The sequence below is a fragment of the Pontibacter oryzae genome, from assembly GCF_003576375.1.
Taxonomy (GTDB): Bacteria; Bacteroidota; Bacteroidia; order Cytophagales; family Hymenobacteraceae; genus Pontibacter; species Pontibacter oryzae.
Window position 1 is genome coordinate 213,506 of the sequence record NZ_QWGE01000001.1, and the last position, 23,151, is coordinate 236,656.

Genomic DNA, 23,151 nt, shown 5'->3' on the forward strand with positions numbered 1-23,151 from the left:
GAACTGCTATACTTTCGCATGCGCCATGCATTTTCCTTTCTTTAAAATACCGCATAAAGTATGAATGAATCATTTCAATCTATAAAACAGCTCATTGAAAGCCGCCGCACCACCAAGCCTCCGCTCATGAACGGCCAGCAAATACCCGATGAGCAGATAGAGCAACTGCTTGAACTGGCGGACTGGGCACCCACCCACGGCCACACCGAGCCTTGGCGCTTTGTAGTATATGCCGGTGAGGCAGCCCAAAATTTTTGCCAGCAGCACGCCGCGCTGTATACTCAAAATATGCCCGAGGATAAGTTTATGGCCGATAAGTATGAAAAGCTGCTGCATATGGGCGACCAAGCCTCACACGTGCTGGTTGCCTACATGCACCGCGGCGACCTGCCTAAAATCCCGGAGCTGGAAGAAATTGCCGCTACATCCTGCGCCATCCAAAACCTGCTATTGGGAGCCACGGCTTTAGGAATTGCAAGCTATTGGGGCTCTGGCGGCATGGCCTACCACCCTGCCATGAAAGCACACCTGAAGCTCCGTGATGAAGATGTGGTGCTTGGTATTTTATACTTAGGCTATTCTGAGAAAACGCCTCGCGAAGGCAAAAGGCTGGTGCCAGTCTCCGAAAAAGTGCGCTGGGCCAGGTAAACACAAAACGCTCTCCACTTTCATACTATAGCTAAATCCCTATATTTGTAGAGCAACCATTTTGCCCAAATCTCGAAGAACGAATAAACGAAATCATAACCATACTTCATGAAGACGATAGACGAGTATAATTTTGCCGGTAAAAAAGCCGTAGTACGCGTAGATTTTAACGTGCCCCTGGATGAGAACCACCGCATCACGGACGATACCCGCATCAGGGCCGCAGTGCCTACCATCCAGAAGATCCTGAGCGATGGCGGAGCAGTTATTCTGATGTCGCACTTGGGCCGCCCGAAAGCTGGGCCAGAGGAGAAGTTTTCGCTGCGCCACCTTGTCTCCCGCCTAGAGCAAGAGTTCCGTACCAACGTGAAGTTCGCGCCTGACTGCGTGGGCCCAGAAGCGGCACAGCTGGCACATGAGCTGCAGCCCGGAGAGATTTTGCTGCTGGAGAACCTGCGTTTCCATAAGGCCGAGGAGAAAGGTGATGCCGACTTCGCCAAAGAGCTGGCCACGCTGGGCGATGTATACGTGAACGATGCCTTCGGAACGGCACACCGCGAGCATGCATCCACTGCAGTTATTGCACGCTACTTCCCGAACGATAAAATGATGGGCTACGTGATGCAAGCCGAACTGGAAAACGCGCGCCGCGTGCTCGAGAACGCCGAGCGCCCCTACACTGCCATCATGGGCGGTGCCAAGATCTCAGACAAGATCCTGATCATCGAAAAACTGCTTGACAGAGTGGATAACCTGCTGATTGGCGGCGGCATGTCTTATACTTTCGTGAAGGCTGACGGCGGCGAGATCGGTTCGTCTTTGGTGGAAGAAGATAAGCTGGACCTCGCTCGCAAGCTTATCAAAATGGCTAAGGAAAAAAACGTAAATATCATGATCCCGGTTGATTCTATCGTGGCCGACCAGTTCAGCAACGATGCCAACGTGGACACTGCCCTGAGCCACCACATCAAGCCGCTTTGGATGGGACTGGACATCGGACCAGAGGCCCGTGAGCAGTACGCCGATGTTATCCGCAACTCTAAAACCATACTTTGGAACGGCCCGATGGGCGTGTTCGAGATGTCTAACTTCTCGGTAGGCACAGAGGCAGTGGCAGAGGCTGTGGTAGAGGCAACGGCTAAAGGCGCTTACTCGCTCATTGGCGGCGGCGACTCTGCGGCAGCGGTAAACCAACTGGGCTATGCCAGCCGCGTATCCTACGTTTCTACCGGCGGAGGCGCGCTTTTAGAGTATATGGAAGGCAAAACCCTGCCGGGCGTAGCCGCCATCGAGCGCACTGATTACTAGTTTTTCAGAAGTGAGTTGATAGAAAAAGTATGAGTACAGACCAGATTTCCTATAAAACAGCCGAAGAGGCCCTGTGCGTGATAAAATCAGGGCACCGGGTGTTTATACAAGGCAGCGCAGCCACACCGCAATTTTTGGTGCGTAAGCTGGCAGAGCGGGCCGATGAGCTGCGCAATGTAGAACTGGTAAGCATAACCACCTACGGCGACATGCCGCTGGTGGAGGAAAAGTATAAAGACTCTTTTTTTATCAACTCACTTTTTGTTTCGGCCAACGTACGCGAGGCCGTTAACAGTGGTCGCGGCGATTACGTGCCTATTTTCCTGAGTGAGATCCCGCGCCTGTTCCGGTCCGGTAGCTTCCCGATAGATGTGGCTATTGTGCATGTGTCGCCACCCGACAGGCATGGCTACTGCTCTTTGGGCGTTTCCGTGGATGTAACCCGCGAGGCCATACTTAGCGCCCGCTACGTAATTGCGCAGGTAAACCCGCAAATGCCACGCACCCACGGCGACGGCCTGATCCATGTGAATAAGCTGAACGTGCTGGTTGAGGTGGACGAGCCTTTGCCAGAGGTAGACTACAGCCTGCGCATCACGAGTAGAGAGCAAACTATAGCTAGGTTCATTGCTGAAATGGTAGAGGACGGAGCGACTTTGCAAATGGGTATTGGTGCGATTCCGGATGCAGTCCTGGGCAGTCTAACGAACCACAAAGGATTAGGTGTGCATACCGAGATGCTTTCCAATGGCATTATGCCGCTGGTGGAGAAAGGCGTTATCACTAACGAGCACAAGTACCGGCACCCTGGCCGCATTGCCACGGGCTTTATAGTCGGCAACCGCAAACTCTACGACTTCGTGGACGATAACCCGCTCATACTTATGCAGCGCACCGACTACGTGAACGACGTTACCATCATTCGCTCAAACCCAAAAGTTACTGCCATTAACAGCGCTATTGAGATCGACCTAACCGGCCAGGTAGTTTCGGACACGATTGGTTTGCAGCAGTATTCAGGGATAGGCGGGCAAATGGATTTCATACGTGGGGCGGCGCTGTCGCCGGGAGGCAAACCAATTATTGCGCTACCTTCTGTTACCAACTCAGGAATTTCCCGCATTACGCCTCTGATTAAAGAAGGTGCTGCCGTAACTACCACCAGGGCGCACGTGCACTACGTGGTAACCGAATATGGCGTAGCTTACTTATACGGCAAGAACCTGCGGCAACGCGCCAAAGCCTTGATCCAGATTGCCCACCCCGACCACCGCGAACGGCTGGAACAGGAGGCATTTAAGCGTTACGGTTATCTGTAATAAGTGAGTTCATACTTTATAAAAAGCAGAAAGCCCCTCCGAAATGGAGGGGCTTTCTGCTTTTTATTTTTCAGTAAGTCTAATCCTGCTCTTCTAACTGAAAGATTTGCTCAACGGGTATCCCAAAAATTGAGGCCATCTTTAAGGCAAGAACCGTAGAAGGCACAAACTTTTTATGCTCAATGGCATAAATTGTTTGCCTGGTTACACCCAGCTTTTCCGCCAGGTCAGATTGAGACATGTTGTGCCGGGCACGTTCCACCTTTATGCAGTTAATCATTCTTAAGGTATACTATTAAGCGTAAGGCATGCTGTTCTTCCTGATATAGTATAACAGACTGTAGCAGAGCACTTGTAGGTTTATCAAATACGATGGGTGAATTTTAAAATCAGGAAAAATGATATAGCTAAGTATAACAACTGCCATCGAGACAACAAAAGTAGTTTTAATAGCCTCCAGGCGCAGGCGTTGCAGTAACTCATCGTAAACCCTATCCTGAGAGAGCGCATATACAGCTAACCCTAGAATACCAAGTATATCGAGCAGGTAAATAGTATGTTTAGATAGCAAGGCATACGTTTCATAAGTATAAAACTGAGCATCTACAAAACCAGCAATGACTGATGGAATGCTAGCCAGGATAAAAACTACCATCCCTGGAATTCTAAAATAGTGCGGAAGAAGTTGTGTTTTCATATATAGTAATTTTAGTTCCTAGCAAACGTAAACAAAAGATAGCTAAATGCAAAGTATAGTTTACATTTTAGAATTTATACTTTACTCTATACTATACTTGACGCTTAGTGCAACAGGTATCCAATTTCCTATAACTTTTAGGCTTGATAGTATAAGTTGTCATCAATAACTATGTAAAAAAAAGCCCCTCCAATTCGGAGGGGCTGTCTCTTAGCTATTGGTTGGGTTCAGGATATTGTCAATCCTAACGATGGCATCATCCACATGATACCTGGTCAGGTCGTTTGCATAGCGGTTACGGGCGCTTTTAAGCTGCTTTTGCAACTGCACCAGTTCACCTCTTACAATAGACCGAATATCAGATTGATTGAGTTCTACAGGTGTGCCATAGCGGCTGTTGCGTGTTGGCTGCTTCTGGTTCAGGAGGTAGTCCATGCGGTCGAGGTACGCTTTCTGAAGGTTTCTGCGGTAAATGTCTACTTTAGAGCCGCTGTATACTTCGCTCCAGATGCCGCGCTGCAATTGGCGCACCATATCCAGTGCATTGTAGTTTACGTCATTCACCTCGTTCTCCATCAAACGGGCCATCCTATCCGGCGATAGCAGGCTGTTGAGGTGGCGCTCCTGCAGGTTACGCACGCTCTCTACATAGTTCGCGTGGTGTATGTTTCTGCTGATTTTAGATTGATGCAACCACTCCGGCGATGAAAAGGCATTTTTCAGGAGCCAATCCAAAGAAGTAGTTTGCTCTTTAGCAGGAACTGCCGTAAAGATATATCCTTGCTGGCTAGGCTTCATACGTTCTTCGCGCACACCGCCTACATTGGTAACCACGTGGCCAATGTAGCGGCTCCACACGCCCAGCAGTTCTCCATACAGCTCCTCCAGGTCGTCGTAATCGTTGGTTTGCGCAGCCGTCCAGTCGTATAGTTTTGGCGCTACTTGCTTTAGGTTTTTAAGGCCATAGGTGCTTGCTTTTATCACATCGGCGCCTATTCCTTCAGTTTGGCTTTCCGGGTCGTAGCCACCGCTACCACTTCCAAATCGGTACATAGGGTCGTTGGCCTTCGCCTCTATCCACTTGTCTAAGGTTGGCACTTCTGCTTCAGCACTGTTTGCCTCCGGCAGGTAGCGATAGCCCCAGTTTATGACATAATGATCGTAAGGGCCAAGCTGGCGCACAAAACGGATGTCTTTATCGCCGGGCTGCGCCACATAGTTATAGCGGGCATAATCCATGATGGTGGCAGCGATGCCATACTTCTGGGTAAACTCTCCGGAGCGGAGCGAATCGGTTGGGTAAGCCGAGCTGGCCTTCATGTTGTGCGGCAAGCCAAGGGCGTGGCCCACTTCATGCGTAATCACCTCTTTCATCATCTCGCCCAGGTCTTCGATAGGCGTATCCAGGGTGCGGGCGGCCGGGTTAGCAGCGCCAGTCTCCAGCAGATAGCGGTTGCGGTAAGAGCGCAGGTGGTTATGGTACCAGATTATGTCACTCTCGATGATCTCGCCGGAGCGCGGGTCTGAAACGCTTGGCCCCATGGCATTGCGCGTAGTGCTGGCCACGTAGCGGATCACGGAATAACGCACATCTTCCGGGCTGAAATCAGGGTCTTCCTCGGCAGAAGGCGGGTCTTTGGCGATAATGGCGTTCTTAAATCCGGCTGTCTCGAAGGCCTCCTGCCACTGCTCTACGCCTTCCTTAATGTATGGGCGAAGCTTTTCGGGTGTGGCAGGGTCCAGGTAATAAACGATCGGGTTTACCGGCTCCACCAGTTCGCCGCGCTTGTAAGCCTCAATATCCTTCGGCACCAGCTTCCAGCGGCGTATGTATGATTTCTGATCGGCTTTAAGCGCCTCAGAGCCATAATCATACTGGTTGATGTTGAAATAACCCACACGGTAATCGTTAATGCGGGGCTGCATCGGGGTTTTTGGCAGCAACACCATCGACTGGTTCATCATCAAACTAATTGACCCTGTTGCTGAGTTGGATGGCGGCTCTGCGGCATCGTAAGTAAAGTCCTGCTTCACCTCAATGTTTAACGGGAAGCTTTTGGCGCTATGTATAAAGCTGCGGCTATCGTCCAGCTTGCTAACTTTATACTCTTTGCGCATATCCGCATCCAGGCCGCTAAATGCTTTCACATCGCTGGTCAGGAATTTGGTTACGTCGATTACATAGCCTGAGGAGTCCTTGGACAGGGCTGCAATATCAAAGGCATAAATAGTAGGCTGATAATTATTGGCACGCACTGATAGGCTAATCGGCAGCGAGTCTGCAGCGTATGCATTGTAAGACTTGGTTTTAAGAACGATCTTGTTCTCAAACTTCTGCCACTCTACCATTTGCTCGTTCACCGAAGACCCTGCGTTTACATAACCGCCGCCTAGCCCGGAAGGCAGGTTGGCAAAACGGCTGATCCACAGAAAATCGCGCTGCAGCAGCGAGTCCGGGATTTCATAGTAAAACTTGTCTCCTACTTTGTGGATGGTGAATACACCTTCGTCTGTAACGGCACTTTTGGTAATAACATCGCTGTAGCTTTTAATGTCGGTGCCGGAGGCTGCTTTGGAACGGGATGTGCTTGCAGTGCTTTCTTGCGTTGCAGGTTTGCTGCTGGAACAAGATGTTTGGGTGAGAGCCACAAGCAAGGCAAGGCTTATGGCCTGGTAAAGTTTTGGCATTTGCTTTAAGGGTTTTTAACTTTCTGAAAAGGCTTAAGGGATGTTTCATACATCAAATATCCTCTGTTAAAGATAAGTGTAAAATCAGAAAGTAGCTATACATGCCGGCAAACAAAGGGCAATAAGGTATGTGGAGCAAGATTATACTGTTTAAACATAGGTCATGCGTGAGGTTAAATACTTCATTGAAGGAATTTTCCTGCTTACAAAAACGCACATCATTCGAATGCCACGGCCCTAAAAACATTAAGCCCAGCAGCTTCATGCTACTGGGCTTAGGTTAGTATACTTTATACCAAAATCATACTTCTAGCAGCATTGCTGCTTTTATACTTTATCAGAATAAACCAGCCATACTTTTGTATACAAGATGAGGGTTTTATTGAGGAAGTATGGATTTAGGACACGGTGACTACTACCTTACCCTTGGTTTTGTGGGTTTCCACCTGCTCATGAGCCTTTGGCAAATCCTCGAAACTGAACACATGCGATACATGCGAGCGTAGCTTTTCTTCTGCCAGCAAGTCTGCCAGTTTTGCCTGGTCCTCGCCACTGGAGTGCACCAGGTAGTTTTTAGCTGTAATGTTACGCTTTCTAGCCTTTTCCTGCACTGCCTCTGTGGCACCGCCAAGTATAGAAACGATTGTGCCGCCATCCTTCAGGCAAGCCAGCGATTTGCGCACATTTTCCTCGCCCAGCGAGTCTAGCACAATGTCTACATCCGATACAACATCCTCAACCTGATACTTTTTATAATCAACTTCTTCGTCGGTGCCCAAGTTTTTCAGGAACTCGTGGTTCGCCTCCGAGGCTGTCCCGATCACGGTGGCATTAAAGTATCTGGCTATCTGCACAGCATAGTGCCCTACCCCACCTGCAGCGGCATGTATCAGTACACGTTGCCCTGCCTTAATGCCAGCCTCGTTTACCAGTACCTGCCAGGCGGTAAGTGCTGCGAGCGTAGCAGCAGCTGCATCGTGGTGCGATACATTGGCCGGCTTGTGGGCAAGGTGCTTCTCGGGCGCGGCTACATATTCGGCGTAGGCTTTGCCATGACCCGGGAAGTTTACCATGCCAAACACTTCATCTCCGGGTTTAAAGTATTCAACGCCTTCGCCAACCTCCACTACTACCCCTGAAATATCCCAACCTAGAATAACAGGTGGATTTTCCTTAAGCTGCTCATATAGCGCTTTTCCCTCACGGGTTTTGGTATCGACCGGGTTAATGCTGATGGCCCTTACTTTTATAAGAACCTCCCCTTGCTGCATGCCTGGCTTATCTATATCCTGCAGTGTCAGGTTACTGGCTGGCCCTGCTTCGTTTAACACAAATGCTTTCATAGTCCTGGTTTTATGTTGATGCATATTTTCCATTCTTATAAAACCTACCCAAAATTAAAAAGTTATTGGCTTCACGAAGTATAGAGAGGGCTGCGCCAAAACCTTAAAGGTTATAAACCCAACCTATCGCGCTTGTTTAGGTAGGCAAGCACCTGCTCAACGGTATTTAAGTCGCCGATACCCTGGTATTTATGGATACGCTCCATCTCGCCAGCTATCAGTCCTGCACGCGTAGCCTCTACTTTCCCCTGCGAGTGCGTGGCCTCCTCTGCCCATGCTAGCGGTTGACCAGGTTGGCTGTATAAGTATAGCGCTGGGTAATGCCGGTGGGCAGCAGTAACTGCCGCCATAAAAGCCCGTGGCTGCTGAAAGGGAGAGGCAGCAACAAATATACGCCGATAGCCCTGTGATTTGGCATGATGCACCATAGCCGTAGCTTCCTTAAGCGTATGGAGTTTATCTGTGCCGGATGGTACGGGTATAGCCTCTAACTTACCGGCTGGTATGCCGAGTTGCTGCAATTGGGCGTTCCAAGCCTCGAAGCCGGGATAGCCACTCATAGGTGGTGTGTTCAGGAACATCACTCTTGGTACCTGGTTGGTCTTAACCAAAAGCTTTGCTGTTGCAAAGACGGAAGCTTGGTTGTCTTCTGTTTGGCCGAACAGGAAAAGCGCGTCTGCAGGTTCGGAGGGCAGCGTGTCGGCAAGGGCACGGATTATTAACTCTTCTAACATGCCACCATATACGTACAAAGCCAACGCCGGTGCGCCAGTTTTACGGCAGAATGCTTACTTTTGCATTATGGCAGAAAAACAGAAAAATAACCCCTTGCACGGTATTACCCTGCAAATGATGCTTGAGCATCTGGTAGAGGTTTATGGTTGGGAGCACCTTAGCCATAAGATCAACATCAACTGTTTCAAGAGCAACCCAAGTATAAAGTCCAGCCTTACCTTTCTTCGTCGTACGCCCTGGGCCCGCGAAAAAGTAGAAAGTTTATACTTGTACACGCTTCGGCGCATTGGTTAAGTTCACCGATTTATGAGCTTTTAAGAGTTAAAATAAATTTATACTTTACAGTTGTTTTCAGCATGAAAGTGTAAGGAGGCGGAAGAGTAACTAGCTGCTTCCTCAAGGTCTGAAGGTATAAATCAATCTACAATCCTCTTGAAAACGAACTGGATACGCGTCTTTCTCCTTTACCTCTTAGCCTTCACGGCTACGTTTACATTCCTGAAACTTTGGGATTATTGGGAGTGTCTGCTACTAGGCAAGCCTACCGATCTCGCAGCAGCCCTCACCGCAATTGATTTCTCTCAGATCTACGCTATTGCGTTGCCAGTATCCCTGATGCTAGGTATGTCAAAGTATAAAAAGCTTACTAAATCAGCCCGCGGATAAAGAAGACTTCCTCTTCCTATGCTTGGAGTAAATTTGTATATTAGATCTTAATAGTCTGATAATCCGTCTGCATGGCCACTATTCCGCTTACATCCAAAACTGAAAACAAATCGGAGATCAATATTGATATTCACCAGCAGCATGTTGTAAAAACAAAGTACAAAAAATTATATTTTGCCATATCTGTCGCTTTAATACTAGCTTACATAGCCCTCCTCATCTATGACTTTGAATGGTCGAGTGTGCTTATGTTTATTGTGCTATCTATAAATAACTACCAGTTGCTGATGTACATCTTTGGCAAAGACCCATTTAACCTGCATGGCAAGAGCTACCTAAAATTTAACAACCAAGGGTTTATATATAAACCCTTGCGTAAAGCACCTCGGGAAATACTGTGGCAGGATGTTTCCGGAATCACGCTACACTTGTTCGAGGCAGAATTTCATCTTACAAACGGCGGTACTAGCGCCATCAATTTAGAGGATTTGAGCGATGACAACCTGAAGCTGGTGAAGGAATGGTTGGTTTGGAAAAAGCTTGAAATAGGTAACTAACCCCTCACCTCTAATTTCCCACTGTCTTGATACCGCAACTTACCTAAGTCAAGTAGCTCTCGGATCAGCTCCGTGACAGACTCTGCGTGCCGCGGCTCAAAATGCTGGAGCAATTCTTTTGGCATGCTGGGATTTTCCTGTACCAACTGCAAAACTTCGGAGCGCAGCGCGGTGCGGTCGTCCTGCGCCTTTTCTTTTTTCCGTGCCGCAAGGCAGTAATCACAGATGCGGCAACGACTATCTGTTATTTCCCCGAAGTACTCTAAAAGCAACTGGGTGCGGCAACGGGTAGTAGTATGTACATACCGGCCCATTTCCTTTGCTTGAGACATGGCTCGCTCACGCAGGGAATTTAGCTTCTTTGTATTTAGGATTAGGCTTTCGGCAGCCTCGCGGGGAGCTGTAAACACTAGTTGCGGGGAATCGTGCTGCGGTTCGTAGCTGAGCACTCCCAGCTTGTGCAAATAAGTAAGCTTGCGCCGAAGATCCTGCTCAGGGATTTTCAGCAGTTCCGCCATCTTGCCTTCCCGAATCTTTACATAATTTATGAAGGCCTCCCCCCCATGCATCCGAAGTATGAGTTGTATGAGTTTATCATGCTCCGGGTTCTTTAACTGAAAGCTGTACAGCTCAGTATTCTCAAGCAGAAGCATCAACCGCGATGGCATGTAATAGCTTTCGTTTAGCTGTACGTACCCTTCAGACTCCAGCCTTTTTATGGCATGGTGCGCCTCCAACGCCGAGAGCTTATACTGCTTGGCAAACTCTGCAAGATCAAAATCGAAACTACTGAGCAAGCCACTGCCTACCGCCAGCTGATAGTAATTTGCCAAACACTGATACACCCTTCTGATATAATCAACTGCCGGGTGTGCCTCAGCCACTTTGCGTTGGAGTTCGGCTGCATCATTGGGGCCACAAAGTATGGTGGCGTATGCATACTTTTCATCGCGTCCAGCCCGACCTGCTTCCTGGTAATATGCCTCCAAACTTTCGGGCAAATCCAGGTGCACTACTAAACGCACATCCGGTTTATCGATACCCATTCCAAAGGCATTAGTGGCGACAATCACCCGTACCTTATCTTCCAGCCACAGTTGCTGTACCTTGCTGCGCTCCTCAAACTTTAACCCGGCGTGGTAAGCACCAGCTGTAATGCCGCGGCTTTTCAAGAACTTTGCAAGCTCCACGGTTTGCCTGCGGCTACGCACATACACGATGCTTTGGCCCTGCATGCGCTGCAGCACCTCAAGCAGCCGCTGCACCTTGTCTTCTGTGGCTAGGCAGGAATACGACAGGTTAGAACGCGCAAAACTCTTCTGGAAAACGTTCGGACTCTTAAAATTTAGCTTATCCTGAATGTCAACTTTTACCTGCTCTGTTGCCGTGGCGGTGAGTGCAATCACAGGCACGTTGGGTAGTTCCTTCCGAAGCGCGGTAAGCTGCAAGTATGGCGGCCTGAAGTCATAGCCCCACTGCGAGATACAATGCGCTTCGTCTACGGCCAGCAAACTCACCTTCATGCGCTTTACCCGTTCCTTAAACAAATCGGTAAGCAAGCGCTCCGGCGATAAGTATAAAAACTTCACTGCGCCATAAACACAATTGTCGAAAGCAATGTCAATCTCCTTGCGACTCATGCCAGAATATACCGCCACTGCTGATATACCACGTTTTTTAAGGTTCTCTACCTGGTCTTTCATCAGCGCAATAAGCGGGGTTATTACCAGACAAGTACCCTCCATAGCTAGGCCCGGCACCTGAAAACAAACTGACTTGCCTCCACCTGTTGGTAAAAGGGCCAACGTATCCTGGCCAGCAAGCACAGTGCGCACAATGTCCTCCTGCAACGGCCTAAAGCTGTTGTAGCCCCAATAGGTTTTAAGAATGTGATGGACGTCTTGCATGAGTAACTACACTTATCAGCACAAAAGTAAAGCATGATGCACAGAAAGCATTGCCACTTATACTATCTTTCTGCCACCAGACGTATAAAAAAAGCCCACCTCGGTGGAGATGGGCCGTAATATGATGAAGTGTAAATTGTTAAGCTGCTGCAGATTGTCCGTCTTCTCGCTCTTCTATTACTTTTTTAAGCTTATCAATGGCCTGCGAAGCGCGTTCCTCGTCAAAGCGGTTAATATTCAGGAGCATCTTCGTTTTCTCCTGCCGCGTGATAGTTGGGTTGTTCAGCAAGCGAATTATTTCTTCTTTTTGCTTGGCAGAGGCGTACCTGACGCTCGCTGCCTGCTCAGCTGGCTCTTCAGAAACCGATTTTTCCGCAGTGGTAGCAGTAGATGATTTCATCGTTGCTTTTTTCTCTGTTGGCACTGCTGGCTTGGCGGTTTGCTCGTTGCCGCTATAGTCCATCTCCTCGGCAGGGGTTGGCTCGTAACCGGCAGCCCGAATAATCCATGCCAAGATATTACGGTATGCTTTACCAATGGCACGGGTTTGGGCCATTGAGGCAATAGCAAACTCCTGATAGTACTTCTTGCCCTGCTCGCGGTTAGAGCATATTGCAAATCCTGCCCCTACAACCTGCTGGCTGCGCAGGTCTAACAAATTAACCTTAGCCTGATACTTTATCTCATCATCGGTGCTGATGTTCACCACGTGCTCCATCACTGGCAAAATACCCAACCGAGAGCCAGCATATTGCCAGCCTTCAACATTTACATACTCCTTACCCTGGATATTCTGATATAACCTGTTCTCTTTAATAAACTTTGCAAGGTCAACGGCCAGGTGAAGCGTTTCGTCAGATTTAGCGATATCATAGCTTTCAACCTTCGGTTTCTTCTGTACCTTTGTCTCTTTATTTGGTTGATTCATACTTATTTAGCTTTCATAGTTATGTTACATATATTAAACAGAACTGTGTAGCAAAAAGTGCAAAATATTCAAAAAAATACACATTTTAACTAACTGATAGCCAGATAGTTAAAATGTAATTTCGCATTTTTTAAACATTGCTGAATTTGCTCAGCTCAAAAGCTAAAAGTTGAACAAATAGAATAATGTGTACGATAGCAGTATTTAAAGAGTTGAGGCTGCATTTTTCAACCGTAATTACCTTATCAAGTACGCGGGCTAAAGGGAAGTATGGTTTATCTTAGTCAATCACGATCTGGCCATCCTTCATGACAAGGGTTCGGTCGGCCATACCTGCCAGCTGCTCGTTATGGGTTACGATTACAAAAGTTTGATTAAACTCATCGCGCAACCTAAAAAAGATATCGTGCAGTTCCTGCGCATTTTTAGAATCAAGGTTGCCGCTTGGCTCATCAGCAAATATTATTTTGGGGGAGTTGATTAGCGCCCGCGCCACTGCTGTGCGCTGCTGCTCCCCGCCAGACATTTCAGACGGTTTATGATCGAGCCGGTGGGAAAGGCCAAGCATTTGCAGCAGTTCCTCCGCACGTTGGCGCACTTCTTTCTCGGTACGCCCCGCCAAAAAACCAGGCAGGCAAACGTTCTCCAAAGCTGTAAACTCAGGCAACAGGTTATGGAACTGGAAGATGAAGCCGATGTGGCGGTTACGAAACTTGGCCATATCCGTGGCGTTTAGCCGTGCAATGTTGTTGCCATCAAAGAAAACCTCGCCGGAGTCTGCTGTATCCAGGGTGCCTAAAATGTGCAGCAACGTACTTTTTCCGGCCCCGGATGCTCCCACGATAGATACTACTTCACCGGCGGCAATCATTAAATCAATGCCTTTCAGTACCTCCAGCGAGCCGTATTTTTTATGAATGTTTGTTACCTGTAGCAAATCTTTGAGATGATGGTTTTAAATATGCTGATCCAATAATCAATCCAAAGCTACAAAACAAAAAGGTATACTCGGTGCAGCAAGTATAAATTCTGAGAAAGCCGTACTTTGATTCAATCTTTTTGAAAGATCATCTAGCTTACTTTTTCCTCTGAGGCGTCCAATGGTTTTTTCTCAATCAAATCTTTAATGTACAGCTCGTTGATAACGACCATTAAAACAGCTAGCAACGGTGCTGCCAGAAACAAACCCAGCCCTCCTTCCAGAATCCCTAAAATCACCTGAAAAAACAGCAACAATGCCGGCGGCAGATCCACGGTTTTCTGGAAGATAAGAGGCGTTATTGCATAACTCTCTATGAATTGAATACCGCCGTAAATCAAAAGAGCATACATGACCACCTGCGGCCCCGCTGTTAAACCAACTAAGCCAATGGGTACAGCCGCAATCCAGGGGCCGATGTTTGGGACAAACGCAAATAGAAACGATATAAAGGCCATAGGCATGCCAAACAGGTTAAAAGCAATGGCTGTGCTTATGCCAATTATCGCCATTGCCAACAACATGGCTAACAACCACTTCTGCAGCGTATCATAGCATTTACCCAGCACTTCCATGATACGGGAACGGTACCTGACTGCGAAGAGCTTTGTAAAACCAACAGTGTATACCTTAGGGCTTATGGCAAAAAATATGGCTGTTACTATTACAATCAGGAAATCAGCAAGTATACTTAGCGTAACAGAGAATATCTGAGAAATATTGGATAGCAAAGATTTCTTCTCGGGCAGCACGTTGCTAACATCATCTGGCACGCTTTGCAGCACAGTCTGCCCTAACCCAAAGGTTGCGAGCCAATCCTGCACCCGCGCAATAGCCTCCGGAGCGGTATCGCGCATTTCTTGAATTTGTCTGCTAACCGTTGGTGCCAGGAAGTAAAAAGAGGCCACCAGAAAACCAAAAACCAGTACCACTGCCAGTAACACACTCAGGCCCCAGCCGGACCGAAGTACGCGTACAAGCCAATCGGCGATGCTACAAAACAGCGTTGCCAGCAAAATAGCTGCAAACACCAGCAGAAAAAAGTGGCCGTGCGTGCCAAGCATATAAAATGCGGCTCCGACCAGCAGTACTATGGCAGCGGTGATTACCACCCTTTTTGAATAAGTATATATGTCAAGCATCCGTATTATCTAGTAAAGTGACTTAAATCTTGTATAAACCTAATTCAACTTACTGCTTCGGGTGCTAACCCGTTACCTTTTGGATAATAATCGGGGCAGGCAGCACGCTATCGCAGGAAATATTTTAAAAACGCTTTACTTGAATTTAAGGCGATAAAAGTTTACTTTCGTGCGTCCATTAAAACTGAAAGCATGAACATACACGAATATCAGGCTAAAGAAATTTTAAAGAGCTACGGAGTACGTATCCAGGAAGGTATCGTGGCCGACACGCCAGACCAGGCAGTAAAAGCTGCCATGAAACTTACCGAGGAAACCGGTACAGGCTGGCACGTTATCAAGGCGCAGATCCATGCGGGTGGCCGTGGTAAAGGTGGCGGTGTGAAACTGGCTAAAAACCTGGACCAAGTAAAAGAAATAGCTGACCAGATTCTAGGCATGACCCTGGTTACGCACCAGACAGGCCCTGAAGGTAAGCTTGTGCAAAAGGTACTGGTAGCCCAGGACGTATACTACCCAGGCGATTCTGAGCCGAAGGAGTATTACCTGAGCATCCTGCTGGACCGCGCAAAAGGTCAGAACGTAATCATGGCCTCTACCGAAGGCGGTATGGACATTGAGGAGGTTGCTGAGAAATCTCCGGAAAAGATCATCAAAGAGTGGATTGACCCGGCTGTAGGCTTACAAGGCTTCCAGGCCCGTAAAATAGCATTTGCATTTGGCTTAGAAGGCGAGGCATTTAAGGAGATGGTTAAGTTTGTAACCAACCTTTACAAAGCATACGTGGAGACTGACTCTTCTATGTTTGAGATCAACCCGGTGCTTAAGACGTCAGACAACAAGATCCTGGCTGTGGACGCCAAAGTTGACCTGGATGACAATGCCCTGTATCGCCACAAAGACCTGGCCGCCCTCCGCGACCTGTCTGAAGAGGATCCGTTGGAAGTTGAGGCAAGCGAATCTCACCTAAACTATGTGAAGCTGGATGGTAACGTTGGATGTATGGTAAACGGCGCCGGCCTTGCTATGGCAACTATGGATATCATTAAGCTTTCTGGCGGTGAGCCTGCTAACTTCCTTGACGTAGGGGGTGGGGCAAACGCACAGACTGTTGAAGCAGGTTTCCGCATCATCCTGAAGGACCCGAACGTGAAAGCTATCCTGATCAACATCTTTGGCGGTATTGTTCGTTGCGATAGAGTAGCAAATGGTGTAGTTGAGGCTTACAAAAACATCGGCGACATTAAAGTGCCTATCATTGTTCGCTTACAAGGTACAAATGCAGAAGAAGGTGCACGCATCATTGATGAGTCTGGCCTGAAAGTATACTCTGCCGTGGTACTAAAAGAAGCCGCTGAAAAAGTGAAGCAGGTTTTAGCACAAGCTTAATACTGCTTCTGCTTTAAGTATAAAACCAAAGAAGGCTGCCGAAATCGGCAGCCTTCTTTGGTTTTATACTTAAAGCTTAAATAAGCTACCCTATACTACTTCTAGTTCCACCTCCACGTTACCGCGCGTGCCAATAGAATACGGGCAAATCTGATGTGCCTCGTCAACCATCTGTCTGGCTTTTTCCTGATCCACTCCTTTCAGGTCAACGGCAAGTTTTACGCTTAGAGCATAACCCCCATCGTCGCGCTTGTTAAGATCTACATGCGCGGTGACAGTTGACTCCGGATTAAGCCTTTCGTGATGTTGGCTGGCCACCACCAGCAACGCGCTCTGGAAACATGCCGAATAGCCTGCAGCAAACAGCTGCTCTGGATTGGTGCTTCCTCCCTGCCCTCCTAAACCTTCAGGCAATGCAAGTTTCATGTCAATAATTCCATCATCCGATTTAATTTGCCCACGGCGGCCTCCTGTTGCAGTTACTACTGCAGTATACAGTTTCTCCATAGTTATCAGTTATTTATGTGCTCTACCTTTTACGTAAAACAACCCGCTTTATGCAGGATTGTTTTATTAAACTGAAACAGCAAATAAAAGTGTAGAATTTTAATACCAGAAGTTTCATTTTGTGCGCATAGTTCCTATTTTTGCATACCTATTGCACCCGTAGTTCAACTGGATAGAATATCGGATTTCGGCTCCGAGGGTTAGGGGTTCGAATCCTCTCGGGTGCACATAACTCCGAAAACGCCTTGTAAAGTATTTTTACAAGGCGTTTTTTTATTGTTCAGAGCGGTATCTACATCCTTTTCTAAGCAAAGGCTTGGTGAACTAGCCAGTGACCTAGTTTCAAAATAAAAACAGGTCACGAATAGCAAGGTAAACCACTGATTAAAAGCCTACTACAAACAAGTTTCTCTACATGAAAGTGGTTTTTTTTAATAGGAAGAACAATAAGTATACATTCTCATTTTCTTTACTGGCTATTTTGAGCAAAGCCAAACTCAAAAAGTTAGTTAAGCCCTTATCCAAATCAGAGTTACCGTGAACAGGTAAACGGTTAACTTTATCTTGAAGTATATTCTGGTTAACGCTTTCTGAGGTAGCAACAAAGGACGGGCGAAAGGGTAAACAGTATCAATACTAACATGGTGGCTTCAACTGTCGAAGCGGGTACAGACTAAGTTATTTTATTTCCATCACCTCCCCGCCATGGTTGGTGTACTTCCCTTTTTTCAGTTTCAAATCCCAGCGCCCTTTCTCGATTTCATACTCCCTGTCAAGCTGGTTTATCAACTTTTTCACCTGCTCAATTTCTGGGGTATCGGGCTGTTGGTACAACTCAGGATAGCTGTAAGTTCTTTCTCCCTTATTGTCATGGATAGCTATAGACCAATAGTCACCGTCCAGCCAATGCACCTGATACCCGTCCATCGCTTCCGCTTTCTTCAAAAGCTCTCTCTCGTTCTTTATGACTTGATGTAAGGTAGAGGTAGTGGGTACTGTTTTTTTCATTAAAATAAGTTTGTTGTCTTTGAGGCGGTGAGTGTAGCGGTAAAGGTCAGTATTGCTCACGCCGTTCTTTTTGAGGCTATAGAATAGCTTTGATGCTATAGGGTTGGCACCCCTGAATGTTATTTCCATTAGTACAGAGTCCGCAGCGGCAAATGTCTCGGCTTGCGGTACTGATACTTCTGACTTTTCTTCCCTTCCAAGAGAGCAAGCAGAAAGCGACACTACAAGACATATAGCTACAGTTATTCTCATTCTATACTTTTTAATTTAGCCTAACGTGCTCGTGCAGCTCTTATGCTCGGCTACGCCTCGCCTATCAGCTGCACGAGTTTTTACTTAACGTACTTGGCTATAAGGCGGCGTAGCTGGCTTATGGGTATGGTTAGCAAACGTTATTCTTTAACTTGTTAACTATCTGTTTAAATATAAATCACTTCCCCTGGTTTTGATTTCTTGATTTTGTTAATAATTTCTTTACCATGTTCTACTGAACGACAAGGAATGACTATTTTATTGGGTGAATTCTTAATTTCATTTAAGACAGCCAAATTTCCAGCCATCATTTTCTCAATCTTCAGGGTGCCAATGATTTTTGGCCTAATCAGTTTCATCAGATTAATAGCTTCGAATTTTGGGAAGAGGTTTATTTGCTCAGGCTGTATGTAAACAACCTGATATGGTATTATTTAATTCTTTAGATGCTTTTTGTTGTCCTTTTTCTTATTTCTATTCTTAAAGTCACCTTCGAAAAATTGTCTTATCTTACTAAAGGGTGATAAACTATAATATGCTACAACTAAAAATATTAAACCTATCAAAATCAACAATTCTCCACCAAAACCTGATGGGGACAATGTCCTGCTATTAACACCAATAGCCACAAGTTTGTATACAATCATCTTGATGCCCCAGATGATAAAAACTATTGCCATGATGAAGGATGATATAGTCCCTATCCTATCTTTTTTACCCTTCATTTCTTTGAGATATTTCCCTTACCGCTGCTTCCAGTTTAGGTAAGTCATTCTCATTTGTTCTGAATCTGACTTCGTGTATTATATTTCCATTGTAAAGAATCATCTTATCATAGCAGAACTGGAAGAGCATATCAGCCTGCCACCATATTTCTCTTTGGGTTTTATCCTTATCTTCTCTTATTATTTCCACCTTGTCCAGATTCTTCAAGTCATGCTCTTCTTTGAATAAAAATGGTCTTAGGAAGTAGAACTTAGCCACACCATTTTCCAGATGAACCACACAGTCATAGTAGCTAACCCAAACATGCAGTATTAACCCTGACAGGATTCCTAAGCCAATCGCCAAAAGAGTATTTTCTATAACATACCCAAGCAGCAGAGATAGAACAACTACTTTGAGAATCAGAGAATAAGTATTAGCTGGTACACCTGTTTTTACCATTCTATAATTTTAATACTGCATAACCTTTAGATTAGCGCTATATCATTTTTCCAATACCTCTAGCACCCTTTTACCAGGTAAGGGAGTATTCCTCCTATACTTGAAGAGCAGCCAGTGAACTACTCGCTAACCAGGCGAAATTCCTACAGTCCGAATCAGTCTGGCTGCTTTTACTTTTCATTGCAGGCGGGGAGTCATATAGATTTTCGGGACTTTGGGCCCATGATAAAGGTTTCGATTCGCAGCTTGCCTTAACTAATGCTAAAAGATATGGAAAAGCCAATGCAACCGCAAGTCTCCCCTTTTATCCTGGGCGTCGATGTCTCCAAGGACAGTTTGGACGTATGCCTGACCCGAAAGAATGACGGAGCCCTGCAACACCAGAAGTTCAACAACAACAGGGAGGGCTTTCAGCGGATGAAGGCCTGGATGAAGCATCAGGGATGCGAGGCTGGCACTGACACCCTATGCTGCATGGAGCACACGGGCATGTACACCAGGCAACTGGTGCACTACCTGCTGGCAAGAGGCGTGCACGTGTGGCTGGAGAGCGCCCTGCAGATAAAAAGGAGCATCGGCATGGTCAGGGGAAAGGACGACAAGGTGGATGCCCAAAGAATCGCCCGCTATGCCCTCTTGCACCAACAGCAGGCCCGGTGCCTCTCGCTCTGTGGCGTGACGCTGGAAAGGCTGAAGGACTTGCAGGCAAGCAGAAACAGGCTCATCAAGGCGCTCAAAAGTATCAAGGGCACCATCCAGGAACTGCTCCCTATAGACCCTGTGTCTGCCAAAACGCTGGAGCAGGTCAACCGGAAAGCCATAAAGGGCTTGGAGAAGAGCAAGGAGCAGGTGGAGGAAAAGATGCAGGAGTTCATCGCAAAGGACGGTGAGTTGAAGCGGAAATATGACCTGATGACCTCGGTGAAAGGCGTGGGAAAGGTGCTGGCCATTTCCCTATTGGTCTACACGCAAGGCTTCTGCAGAATGGACGACGGGCGCAAGCTGGCCTGCTACTGCGGGGTGGCTCCCTTCGAGTACCGCAGCGGCACGAGCGTGATGGGCAAAACGGGGGTATCCAAGTTCGCCAACAAAGAACTAAAGCAGGTGCTGCACATGGCGGCCCTGAGCAGTATACGAAACAACGGGGAGGTGAGAACCTACTTCGAGCGGAAGGTAGGGGAAGGCAAGAGCAAGATGAGCGTGTTGAACGCTGTCAGAAACAAACTGCTGCACCAGGTAGTGGCCGTCGTCAAGAGGGGAACGCCTTAAGAGGTAAGGTTGAACAATATTTAGAGCACAGCGCTTGTTTTTATCATAGATTTCGGACTTGGCTTTGCGGTGGCTCTGCTACCGTAAAGGTGTTGTTGTGTAATGTATTTCTTCAGGAGTTTTTTTAGTATATGCAGTTCAGATGAATTGGCTACCTTGGCCCATACCTGAAATCAATAAGCTCTTTGGCCGCAGGGTCGAAAAACGCTCTATCGCCTAAATAGCAGCAATTCAAATCTACCCTTACCACCTTCTTTCCATTCAAGGTATCTTCCTCTATGCTTCTTATTCCATAATTGCATGGAGCATCAGAATACTTCTCCCCTCTTTCTTTCAGGTATATGCAGACCTTGTATAGGTAGCCATTCGAATCATCGCTCTTTGGTTCGCACTTACACTCTGAAATTGCTTGTTTAGGCTCTACAAGGGGAATCATGTCCTGAATATTCACTGGAAGGCTGTTATAGCTGAACCGTACAATCCGCTCCCCTATGTTCTGCACAAATTCACTTCTTGGCTGCTTATCGCGAAACCTGGGATCGAGTTTATACTCAATCCTGACTGGAAACAACATAAGCTGAGACGTATGTATTTTCTCCCCTGTACTGTTCGGCAGGTAGAGAGTGTCCATGTGCTTTTCTATGAAAGATAGTGGAAAGTCATCATGTCCCATGGGGTCAAACCAGAAGCCATTCTCTAAGTTTTTCGTCCTAAAGCTCTTTAACCAATTCTTTTCATCTACTTTTTTTGCGGAAACGAAGTACCAGTCACTTGTACCTATTAAACTCTTCTTAGTTATTATGACAAAGCCCTCTTCAACAAGAATGTCATCAAAGCTTGAAGTGCCTTTTCGTTCTCTTTTATAATCTACGATGGAGCTTACATAGGTGAATTTTTCAACCACAAGGCTTCCAATGTAAATCAGAGACATTAGGACAACTATAGAAAAAATGATGAATACCGTTTTCTTCACTATCTAATTCTTGATATTGCACACAACGTGCTAGTCTATGAGGCGGCGAAGCTGCCATATAGGTGTTGTTGTGCTTTGTTTTTTAGAGCTTCTCTTCAATCAATATTCTCATGGCCGTTTCAGATTCTTCAAATGCTAAGGTCAAACTTCTCTTTACTTTACTTCCTTTGTCAGGTAAATAACATTTAGCTTCCTTTTTGAAAGAGCCGATAATAGGCTCAGGTATATAGTTTATTTTTTCGACAATATTATTTCTTTGAGTGTATCCTGTGATTTTTTCATCAAGTCCAGACAACTTCACAAATCCTGTTACTGAGATCTTCTCAGGGTTAGCGGTCCATAAATTAGCTATCTCATCCTTTGTCTTTGATATTGCTATTAAATATTCTTCGTGGCTGTTCTGTTCTATGTGTGCTAGCAAATTTGGCAGATCATTCTTAAGGACAATTTCCGACGTATCATCAATTGATATTTCTATTGACTCACTTGATTTATTGGAACAAGAAAAAAGCAAAATGAATAGGAGTGAAAAGAGGATTGTTTTCATGTTTGTGAATATTAGTAGATTCATATTAAGCACAACGGTATTGTACATGAGGTGAGCGAGGCATCAGCCGAAGCTTTGCTCATGTGCTTGGTTAGCTACTGTATTTCTTCAAATAGCCACTCTTTAGCAGAAAGCTTTCAGCATCCGACATCAAGATAATGTCCGCAATAGCTTGTTTCTTGTCTTTGGCATTGTTGTAATATGCCTCGCAAATTTTAAAACCTATGAAATAGGCTAAATCGGCTGGTCGGTTTGTTCGGTAATCATACATCCAATCTGTGTCGCCGATAGCCTTCCCATTTTTGACATCATTATAGAATTCGTTCCATAACTCCCTTTCGTGTTCCACACCGTAATCATATATGGCTTTGCTTTGCGTTATCCTGCCCAACATCAGGGAAGCGATAAACTCAGCTGCCCCTTCCACTATGGTTTGTTTCAGCAGGGATTCATCTGCATTATCTCCACTTGGCTGCTGTGTATGAACAGCTTCGTGGGCTACTACACCAATGATATCACCTGTTTGGTTTCCTAGGACAAGCCTCATGAAATCATTCTTGTCAAACTCATTGAGATTGACTGTTTGGTCAGCTGCTACAATCTCAGTCCCTATCAGAATCAATCCCTCTGAAGTTGTGCCACCTGTTCTCAGGGTTCCAATAGCGAAGCACACGTCTGGCTGCTTAAAGGACGGGTAAAGTTCAAGCAGCTTATCAAAAGCAGGCTGTAGTTCGGATTTCCTGTTCTGCACGTCTTCGGTTAAGGGTCTGATTGTTTTCCAGAATTCAGGCATAGTTCTCACCAGCTGGACGTACTCTTTGGCTGTGAAATTTCTTAGCTGCAAGAACTCCTTGAAGTATGGACTTGCTTTATCCAGGTATAACTCTTGAAATGCTAAAACACTATCCGATGAAAGTTCCAAATGGTCATATGCCTTCCAGAAATTTTCTATGTCCTGCGTTTCAATTTTATAGCTAATATCATTTGATTTATCTATTTCATTAGGAACTTTAGATGGGGTGCAGCTTAAGATGAGCAAGCCACCAAGTAAAATGCTACAGAGACTCCTTTTCATTTATAATCATTTATTGTAGCTAACGTGCTGGTATAGCAGATGGTGAG

At 46.4% G+C, this 23,151-nt stretch carries 24 protein-coding genes and 1 tRNA gene; 9 read left to right on the forward strand and 16 right to left on the reverse strand.

The features are described from left to right. Positions 1-60 precede the first annotated feature (60 nt). From D1627_RS00885 to D1627_RS00895, 3 genes are all read left to right on the forward strand, one after another. Positions 61-648 (forward strand): nitroreductase family protein, encoded by a 588-nt coding sequence (locus D1627_RS00885; protein ID WP_119430341.1) that lies wholly within the window; start codon positions 61-63, stop codon positions 646-648. Positions 649-756: 108 nt separating this feature from the next. Beyond that, positions 757-1,956: a phosphoglycerate kinase gene (locus tag D1627_RS00890; RefSeq protein ID WP_119430342.1), complete on the forward strand. Its 1,200-nt coding sequence runs from the start codon at positions 757-759 to the stop codon at positions 1,954-1,956. 29 nt (positions 1,957-1,985) lie between these two features. Next, entirely contained in the window at positions 1,986-3,275 is a 1,290-nt protein-coding gene (locus D1627_RS00895; RefSeq protein WP_119430343.1) for an acetyl-CoA hydrolase/transferase family protein, read from the forward strand. A gap of 79 nt (positions 3,276-3,354) precedes the next feature. On the opposite strand, the gene D1627_RS00900 is transcribed toward D1627_RS00895, so the two are convergent. The 5 genes from D1627_RS00900 to D1627_RS00925 form a co-directional block, all read right to left on the reverse strand. After that, positions 3,355-3,555, reverse strand: coding sequence for a helix-turn-helix transcriptional regulator (locus tag D1627_RS00900; protein WP_119430344.1), 201 nt, complete (start codon positions 3,553-3,555; stop codon positions 3,355-3,357). Positions 3,556-3,570: 15 nt separating this feature from the next. Continuing rightward, entirely contained in the window at positions 3,571-3,972 is a 402-nt protein-coding gene (locus D1627_RS00905) for a hypothetical protein (protein ID WP_147383157.1), read from the reverse strand. A 210-nt stretch (positions 3,973-4,182) separates the two neighbouring features. After that, positions 4,183-6,660: a zinc-dependent metalloprotease gene (locus tag D1627_RS00910; RefSeq protein WP_119430346.1), complete on the reverse strand. Its 2,478-nt coding sequence runs from the start codon at positions 6,658-6,660 to the stop codon at positions 4,183-4,185. 398 nt (positions 6,661-7,058) lie between these two features. After that, positions 7,059-8,003: an NADP-dependent oxidoreductase gene (locus tag D1627_RS00920; protein WP_119431057.1), complete on the reverse strand. Its 945-nt coding sequence runs from the start codon at positions 8,001-8,003 to the stop codon at positions 7,059-7,061. 110 nt (positions 8,004-8,113) lie between these two features. Further along, complete coding sequence (locus D1627_RS00925) at positions 8,114-8,737, reverse strand: YdcF family protein (protein WP_119430348.1); 624 nt, start codon at positions 8,735-8,737, stop codon at positions 8,114-8,116. On the opposite strand from D1627_RS00925, the gene D1627_RS00930 reads away from it, so the two are divergent. The 3 genes from D1627_RS00930 (at position 8,736) to D1627_RS00940 (ending at position 9,961) form a co-directional block, all read left to right on the forward strand. Next, positions 8,736-9,032, forward strand: a complete 297-nt coding sequence (locus tag D1627_RS00930) for a VF530 family protein (RefSeq protein WP_394342569.1) — start codon at positions 8,736-8,738, stop codon at positions 9,030-9,032. The genes D1627_RS00925 and D1627_RS00930 overlap by 2 nt on opposite strands. 138 nt (positions 9,033-9,170) lie before the next feature. After that, entirely contained in the window at positions 9,171-9,404 is a 234-nt protein-coding gene (locus D1627_RS00935; protein WP_119430349.1) for a hypothetical protein, read from the forward strand. 71 nt (positions 9,405-9,475) lie between these two features. After that, positions 9,476-9,961 (forward strand): hypothetical protein, encoded by a 486-nt coding sequence (locus D1627_RS00940; protein ID WP_119430350.1) that lies wholly within the window; start codon positions 9,476-9,478, stop codon positions 9,959-9,961. Here the strand turns inward: D1627_RS00940 and D1627_RS00945 are convergent. From D1627_RS00945 to D1627_RS00960, 4 genes are all read right to left on the reverse strand, one after another. Further along, positions 9,958-11,868, reverse strand: a complete 1,911-nt coding sequence (locus D1627_RS00945; protein WP_119430351.1) for a RecQ family ATP-dependent DNA helicase — start codon at positions 11,866-11,868, stop codon at positions 9,958-9,960. The genes D1627_RS00940 and D1627_RS00945 overlap by 4 nt on opposite strands. A 139-nt stretch (positions 11,869-12,007) precedes the next feature. Next, entirely contained in the window at positions 12,008-12,796 is a 789-nt protein-coding gene (locus D1627_RS00950) for a hypothetical protein (protein WP_119430352.1), read from the reverse strand. 280 nt (positions 12,797-13,076) lie between these two features. Then, positions 13,077-13,733: an ABC transporter ATP-binding protein gene (locus D1627_RS00955; protein WP_119430353.1), complete on the reverse strand. Its 657-nt coding sequence runs from the start codon at positions 13,731-13,733 to the stop codon at positions 13,077-13,079. A gap of 134 nt (positions 13,734-13,867) precedes the next feature. Beyond that, on the reverse strand, positions 13,868-14,917 hold the full coding sequence (locus tag D1627_RS00960; protein ID WP_119430354.1) for an AI-2E family transporter: 1,050 nt from the start codon (positions 14,915-14,917) through the stop codon (positions 13,868-13,870). Between the two features lie 192 nt (positions 14,918-15,109). Between D1627_RS00960 and sucC the strand changes: the two genes are divergently transcribed. Further along, on the forward strand, positions 15,110-16,306 hold the full coding sequence (sucC, locus tag D1627_RS00965; RefSeq protein WP_119430355.1) for an ADP-forming succinate--CoA ligase subunit beta: 1,197 nt from the start codon (positions 15,110-15,112) through the stop codon (positions 16,304-16,306). Positions 16,307-16,396: 90 nt separating this feature from the next. Here the strand turns inward: sucC and D1627_RS00970 are convergent, their stop codons facing one another. Beyond that, positions 16,397-16,813 carry an organic hydroperoxide resistance protein gene (locus D1627_RS00970; protein WP_119430356.1) on the reverse strand — a complete coding sequence of 139 codons (417 nt, stop codon included), beginning with the start codon at positions 16,811-16,813 and terminating at the stop codon, positions 16,397-16,399. A 153-nt stretch (positions 16,814-16,966) separates the two neighbouring features. On the opposite strand from D1627_RS00970, the gene D1627_RS00975 reads away from it, so the two are divergent. Next, positions 16,967-17,040 (forward strand) — tRNA-Arg (locus tag D1627_RS00975). A gap of 451 nt (positions 17,041-17,491) precedes the next feature. Here D1627_RS00975 and D1627_RS18245 read toward each other — a convergent pair. The 3 genes from D1627_RS18245 to D1627_RS00995 form a co-directional block, all read right to left on the reverse strand. Beyond that, positions 17,492-17,821, reverse strand: coding sequence for a hypothetical protein (locus D1627_RS18245; protein WP_147383158.1), 330 nt, complete (start codon positions 17,819-17,821; stop codon positions 17,492-17,494). 419 nt (positions 17,822-18,240) lie between these two features. Beyond that, complete coding sequence (locus tag D1627_RS00985; protein WP_119430358.1) at positions 18,241-18,432, reverse strand: hypothetical protein; 192 nt, start codon at positions 18,430-18,432, stop codon at positions 18,241-18,243. 355 nt (positions 18,433-18,787) lie between these two features. Continuing rightward, the gene (locus D1627_RS00995; RefSeq protein ID WP_119430360.1) at positions 18,788-19,240 is read right to left on the reverse strand and encodes a hypothetical protein; all 453 of its coding nucleotides are present in this window, start codon (positions 19,238-19,240) and stop codon (positions 18,788-18,790) included. 282 nt (positions 19,241-19,522) lie between these two features. On the opposite strand from D1627_RS00995, the gene D1627_RS01000 reads away from it, so the two are divergent. Beyond that, positions 19,523-20,509 (forward strand): IS110 family RNA-guided transposase, encoded by a 987-nt coding sequence (locus D1627_RS01000; protein ID WP_233555515.1) that lies wholly within the window; start codon positions 19,523-19,525, stop codon positions 20,507-20,509. 151 nt (positions 20,510-20,660) lie between these two features. Here D1627_RS01000 and D1627_RS01005 read toward each other — a convergent pair whose 3' ends face one another. The 3 genes from D1627_RS01005 to D1627_RS01015 form a co-directional block, all read right to left on the reverse strand. Further along, entirely contained in the window at positions 20,661-21,440 is a 780-nt protein-coding gene (locus tag D1627_RS01005; protein WP_119430362.1) for a hypothetical protein, read from the reverse strand. A 124-nt stretch (positions 21,441-21,564) separates the two neighbouring features. Next, on the reverse strand, positions 21,565-22,029 hold the full coding sequence (locus tag D1627_RS01010; RefSeq protein ID WP_147383161.1) for a hypothetical protein: 465 nt from the start codon (positions 22,027-22,029) through the stop codon (positions 21,565-21,567). 91 nt (positions 22,030-22,120) lie between these two features. After that, entirely contained in the window at positions 22,121-23,104 is a 984-nt protein-coding gene (locus D1627_RS01015) for a gliding motility protein GldB-related protein (protein ID WP_119430364.1), read from the reverse strand. Between the last annotated feature and the right edge of the window lie 47 nt (positions 23,105-23,151).

Excerpts from the sequence above, each read along its gene's own strand:
- D1627_RS00885 (WP_119430341.1), top strand. The coding sequence starts at position 61 with ATGAATGAATCATTTCAATCTATAAAACAGCTCATTGAAAGCCGCCGC.
- D1627_RS00890 (WP_119430342.1), top strand. The coding sequence starts at position 757 with ATGAAGACGATAGACGAGTATAATTTTGCCGGTAAAAAAGCCGTAGTA.
- D1627_RS00895 (WP_119430343.1), top strand. The coding sequence starts at position 1,986 with ATGAGTACAGACCAGATTTCCTATAAAACAGCCGAAGAGGCCCTGTGC.
- D1627_RS00900 (WP_119430344.1), bottom strand. The coding sequence starts at position 3,555 with ATGATTAACTGCATAAAGGTGGAACGTGCCCGGCACAACATGTCTCAA.
- D1627_RS00905 (WP_147383157.1), bottom strand. The coding sequence starts at position 3,972 with ATGAAAACACAACTTCTTCCGCACTATTTTAGAATTCCAGGGATGGTA.
- D1627_RS00910 (WP_119430346.1), bottom strand. The coding sequence starts at position 6,660 with ATGCCAAAACTTTACCAGGCCATAAGCCTTGCCTTGCTTGTGGCTCTC.
- D1627_RS00920 (WP_119431057.1), bottom strand. The coding sequence starts at position 8,003 with ATGAAAGCATTTGTGTTAAACGAAGCAGGGCCAGCCAGTAACCTGACA.
- D1627_RS00930 (WP_394342569.1), top strand. The coding sequence starts at position 8,736 with ATGCCACCATATACGTACAAAGCCAACGCCGGTGCGCCAGTTTTACGG.
- D1627_RS00925 (WP_119430348.1), bottom strand. The coding sequence starts at position 8,737 with ATGTTAGAAGAGTTAATAATCCGTGCCCTTGCCGACACGCTGCCCTCC.
- D1627_RS00940 (WP_119430350.1), top strand. The coding sequence starts at position 9,476 with ATGGCCACTATTCCGCTTACATCCAAAACTGAAAACAAATCGGAGATC.
- D1627_RS00945 (WP_119430351.1), bottom strand. The coding sequence starts at position 11,868 with ATGCAAGACGTCCATCACATTCTTAAAACCTATTGGGGCTACAACAGC.
- D1627_RS00950 (WP_119430352.1), bottom strand. The coding sequence starts at position 12,796 with ATGAATCAACCAAATAAAGAGACAAAGGTACAGAAGAAACCGAAGGTT.
- D1627_RS00960 (WP_119430354.1), bottom strand. The coding sequence starts at position 14,917 with ATGCTTGACATATATACTTATTCAAAAAGGGTGGTAATCACCGCTGCC.
- sucC (WP_119430355.1), top strand. The coding sequence starts at position 15,110 with ATGAACATACACGAATATCAGGCTAAAGAAATTTTAAAGAGCTACGGA.
- D1627_RS00970 (WP_119430356.1), bottom strand. The coding sequence starts at position 16,813 with ATGGAGAAACTGTATACTGCAGTAGTAACTGCAACAGGAGGCCGCCGT.
- D1627_RS18245 (WP_147383158.1), bottom strand. The coding sequence starts at position 17,821 with ATGAAAAAAACAGTACCCACTACCTCTACCTTACATCAAGTCATAAAG.
- D1627_RS00985 (WP_119430358.1), bottom strand. The coding sequence starts at position 18,432 with ATGAAACTGATTAGGCCAAAAATCATTGGCACCCTGAAGATTGAGAAA.
- D1627_RS00995 (WP_119430360.1), bottom strand. The coding sequence starts at position 19,240 with ATGGTAAAAACAGGTGTACCAGCTAATACTTATTCTCTGATTCTCAAA.
- D1627_RS01000 (WP_233555515.1), top strand. The coding sequence starts at position 19,523 with ATGCAACCGCAAGTCTCCCCTTTTATCCTGGGCGTCGATGTCTCCAAG.
- D1627_RS01005 (WP_119430362.1), bottom strand. The coding sequence starts at position 21,440 with ATGTCTCTGATTTACATTGGAAGCCTTGTGGTTGAAAAATTCACCTAT.
- D1627_RS01010 (WP_147383161.1), bottom strand. The coding sequence starts at position 22,029 with ATGAAAACAATCCTCTTTTCACTCCTATTCATTTTGCTTTTTTCTTGT.
- D1627_RS01015 (WP_119430364.1), bottom strand. The coding sequence starts at position 23,104 with ATGAAAAGGAGTCTCTGTAGCATTTTACTTGGTGGCTTGCTCATCTTA.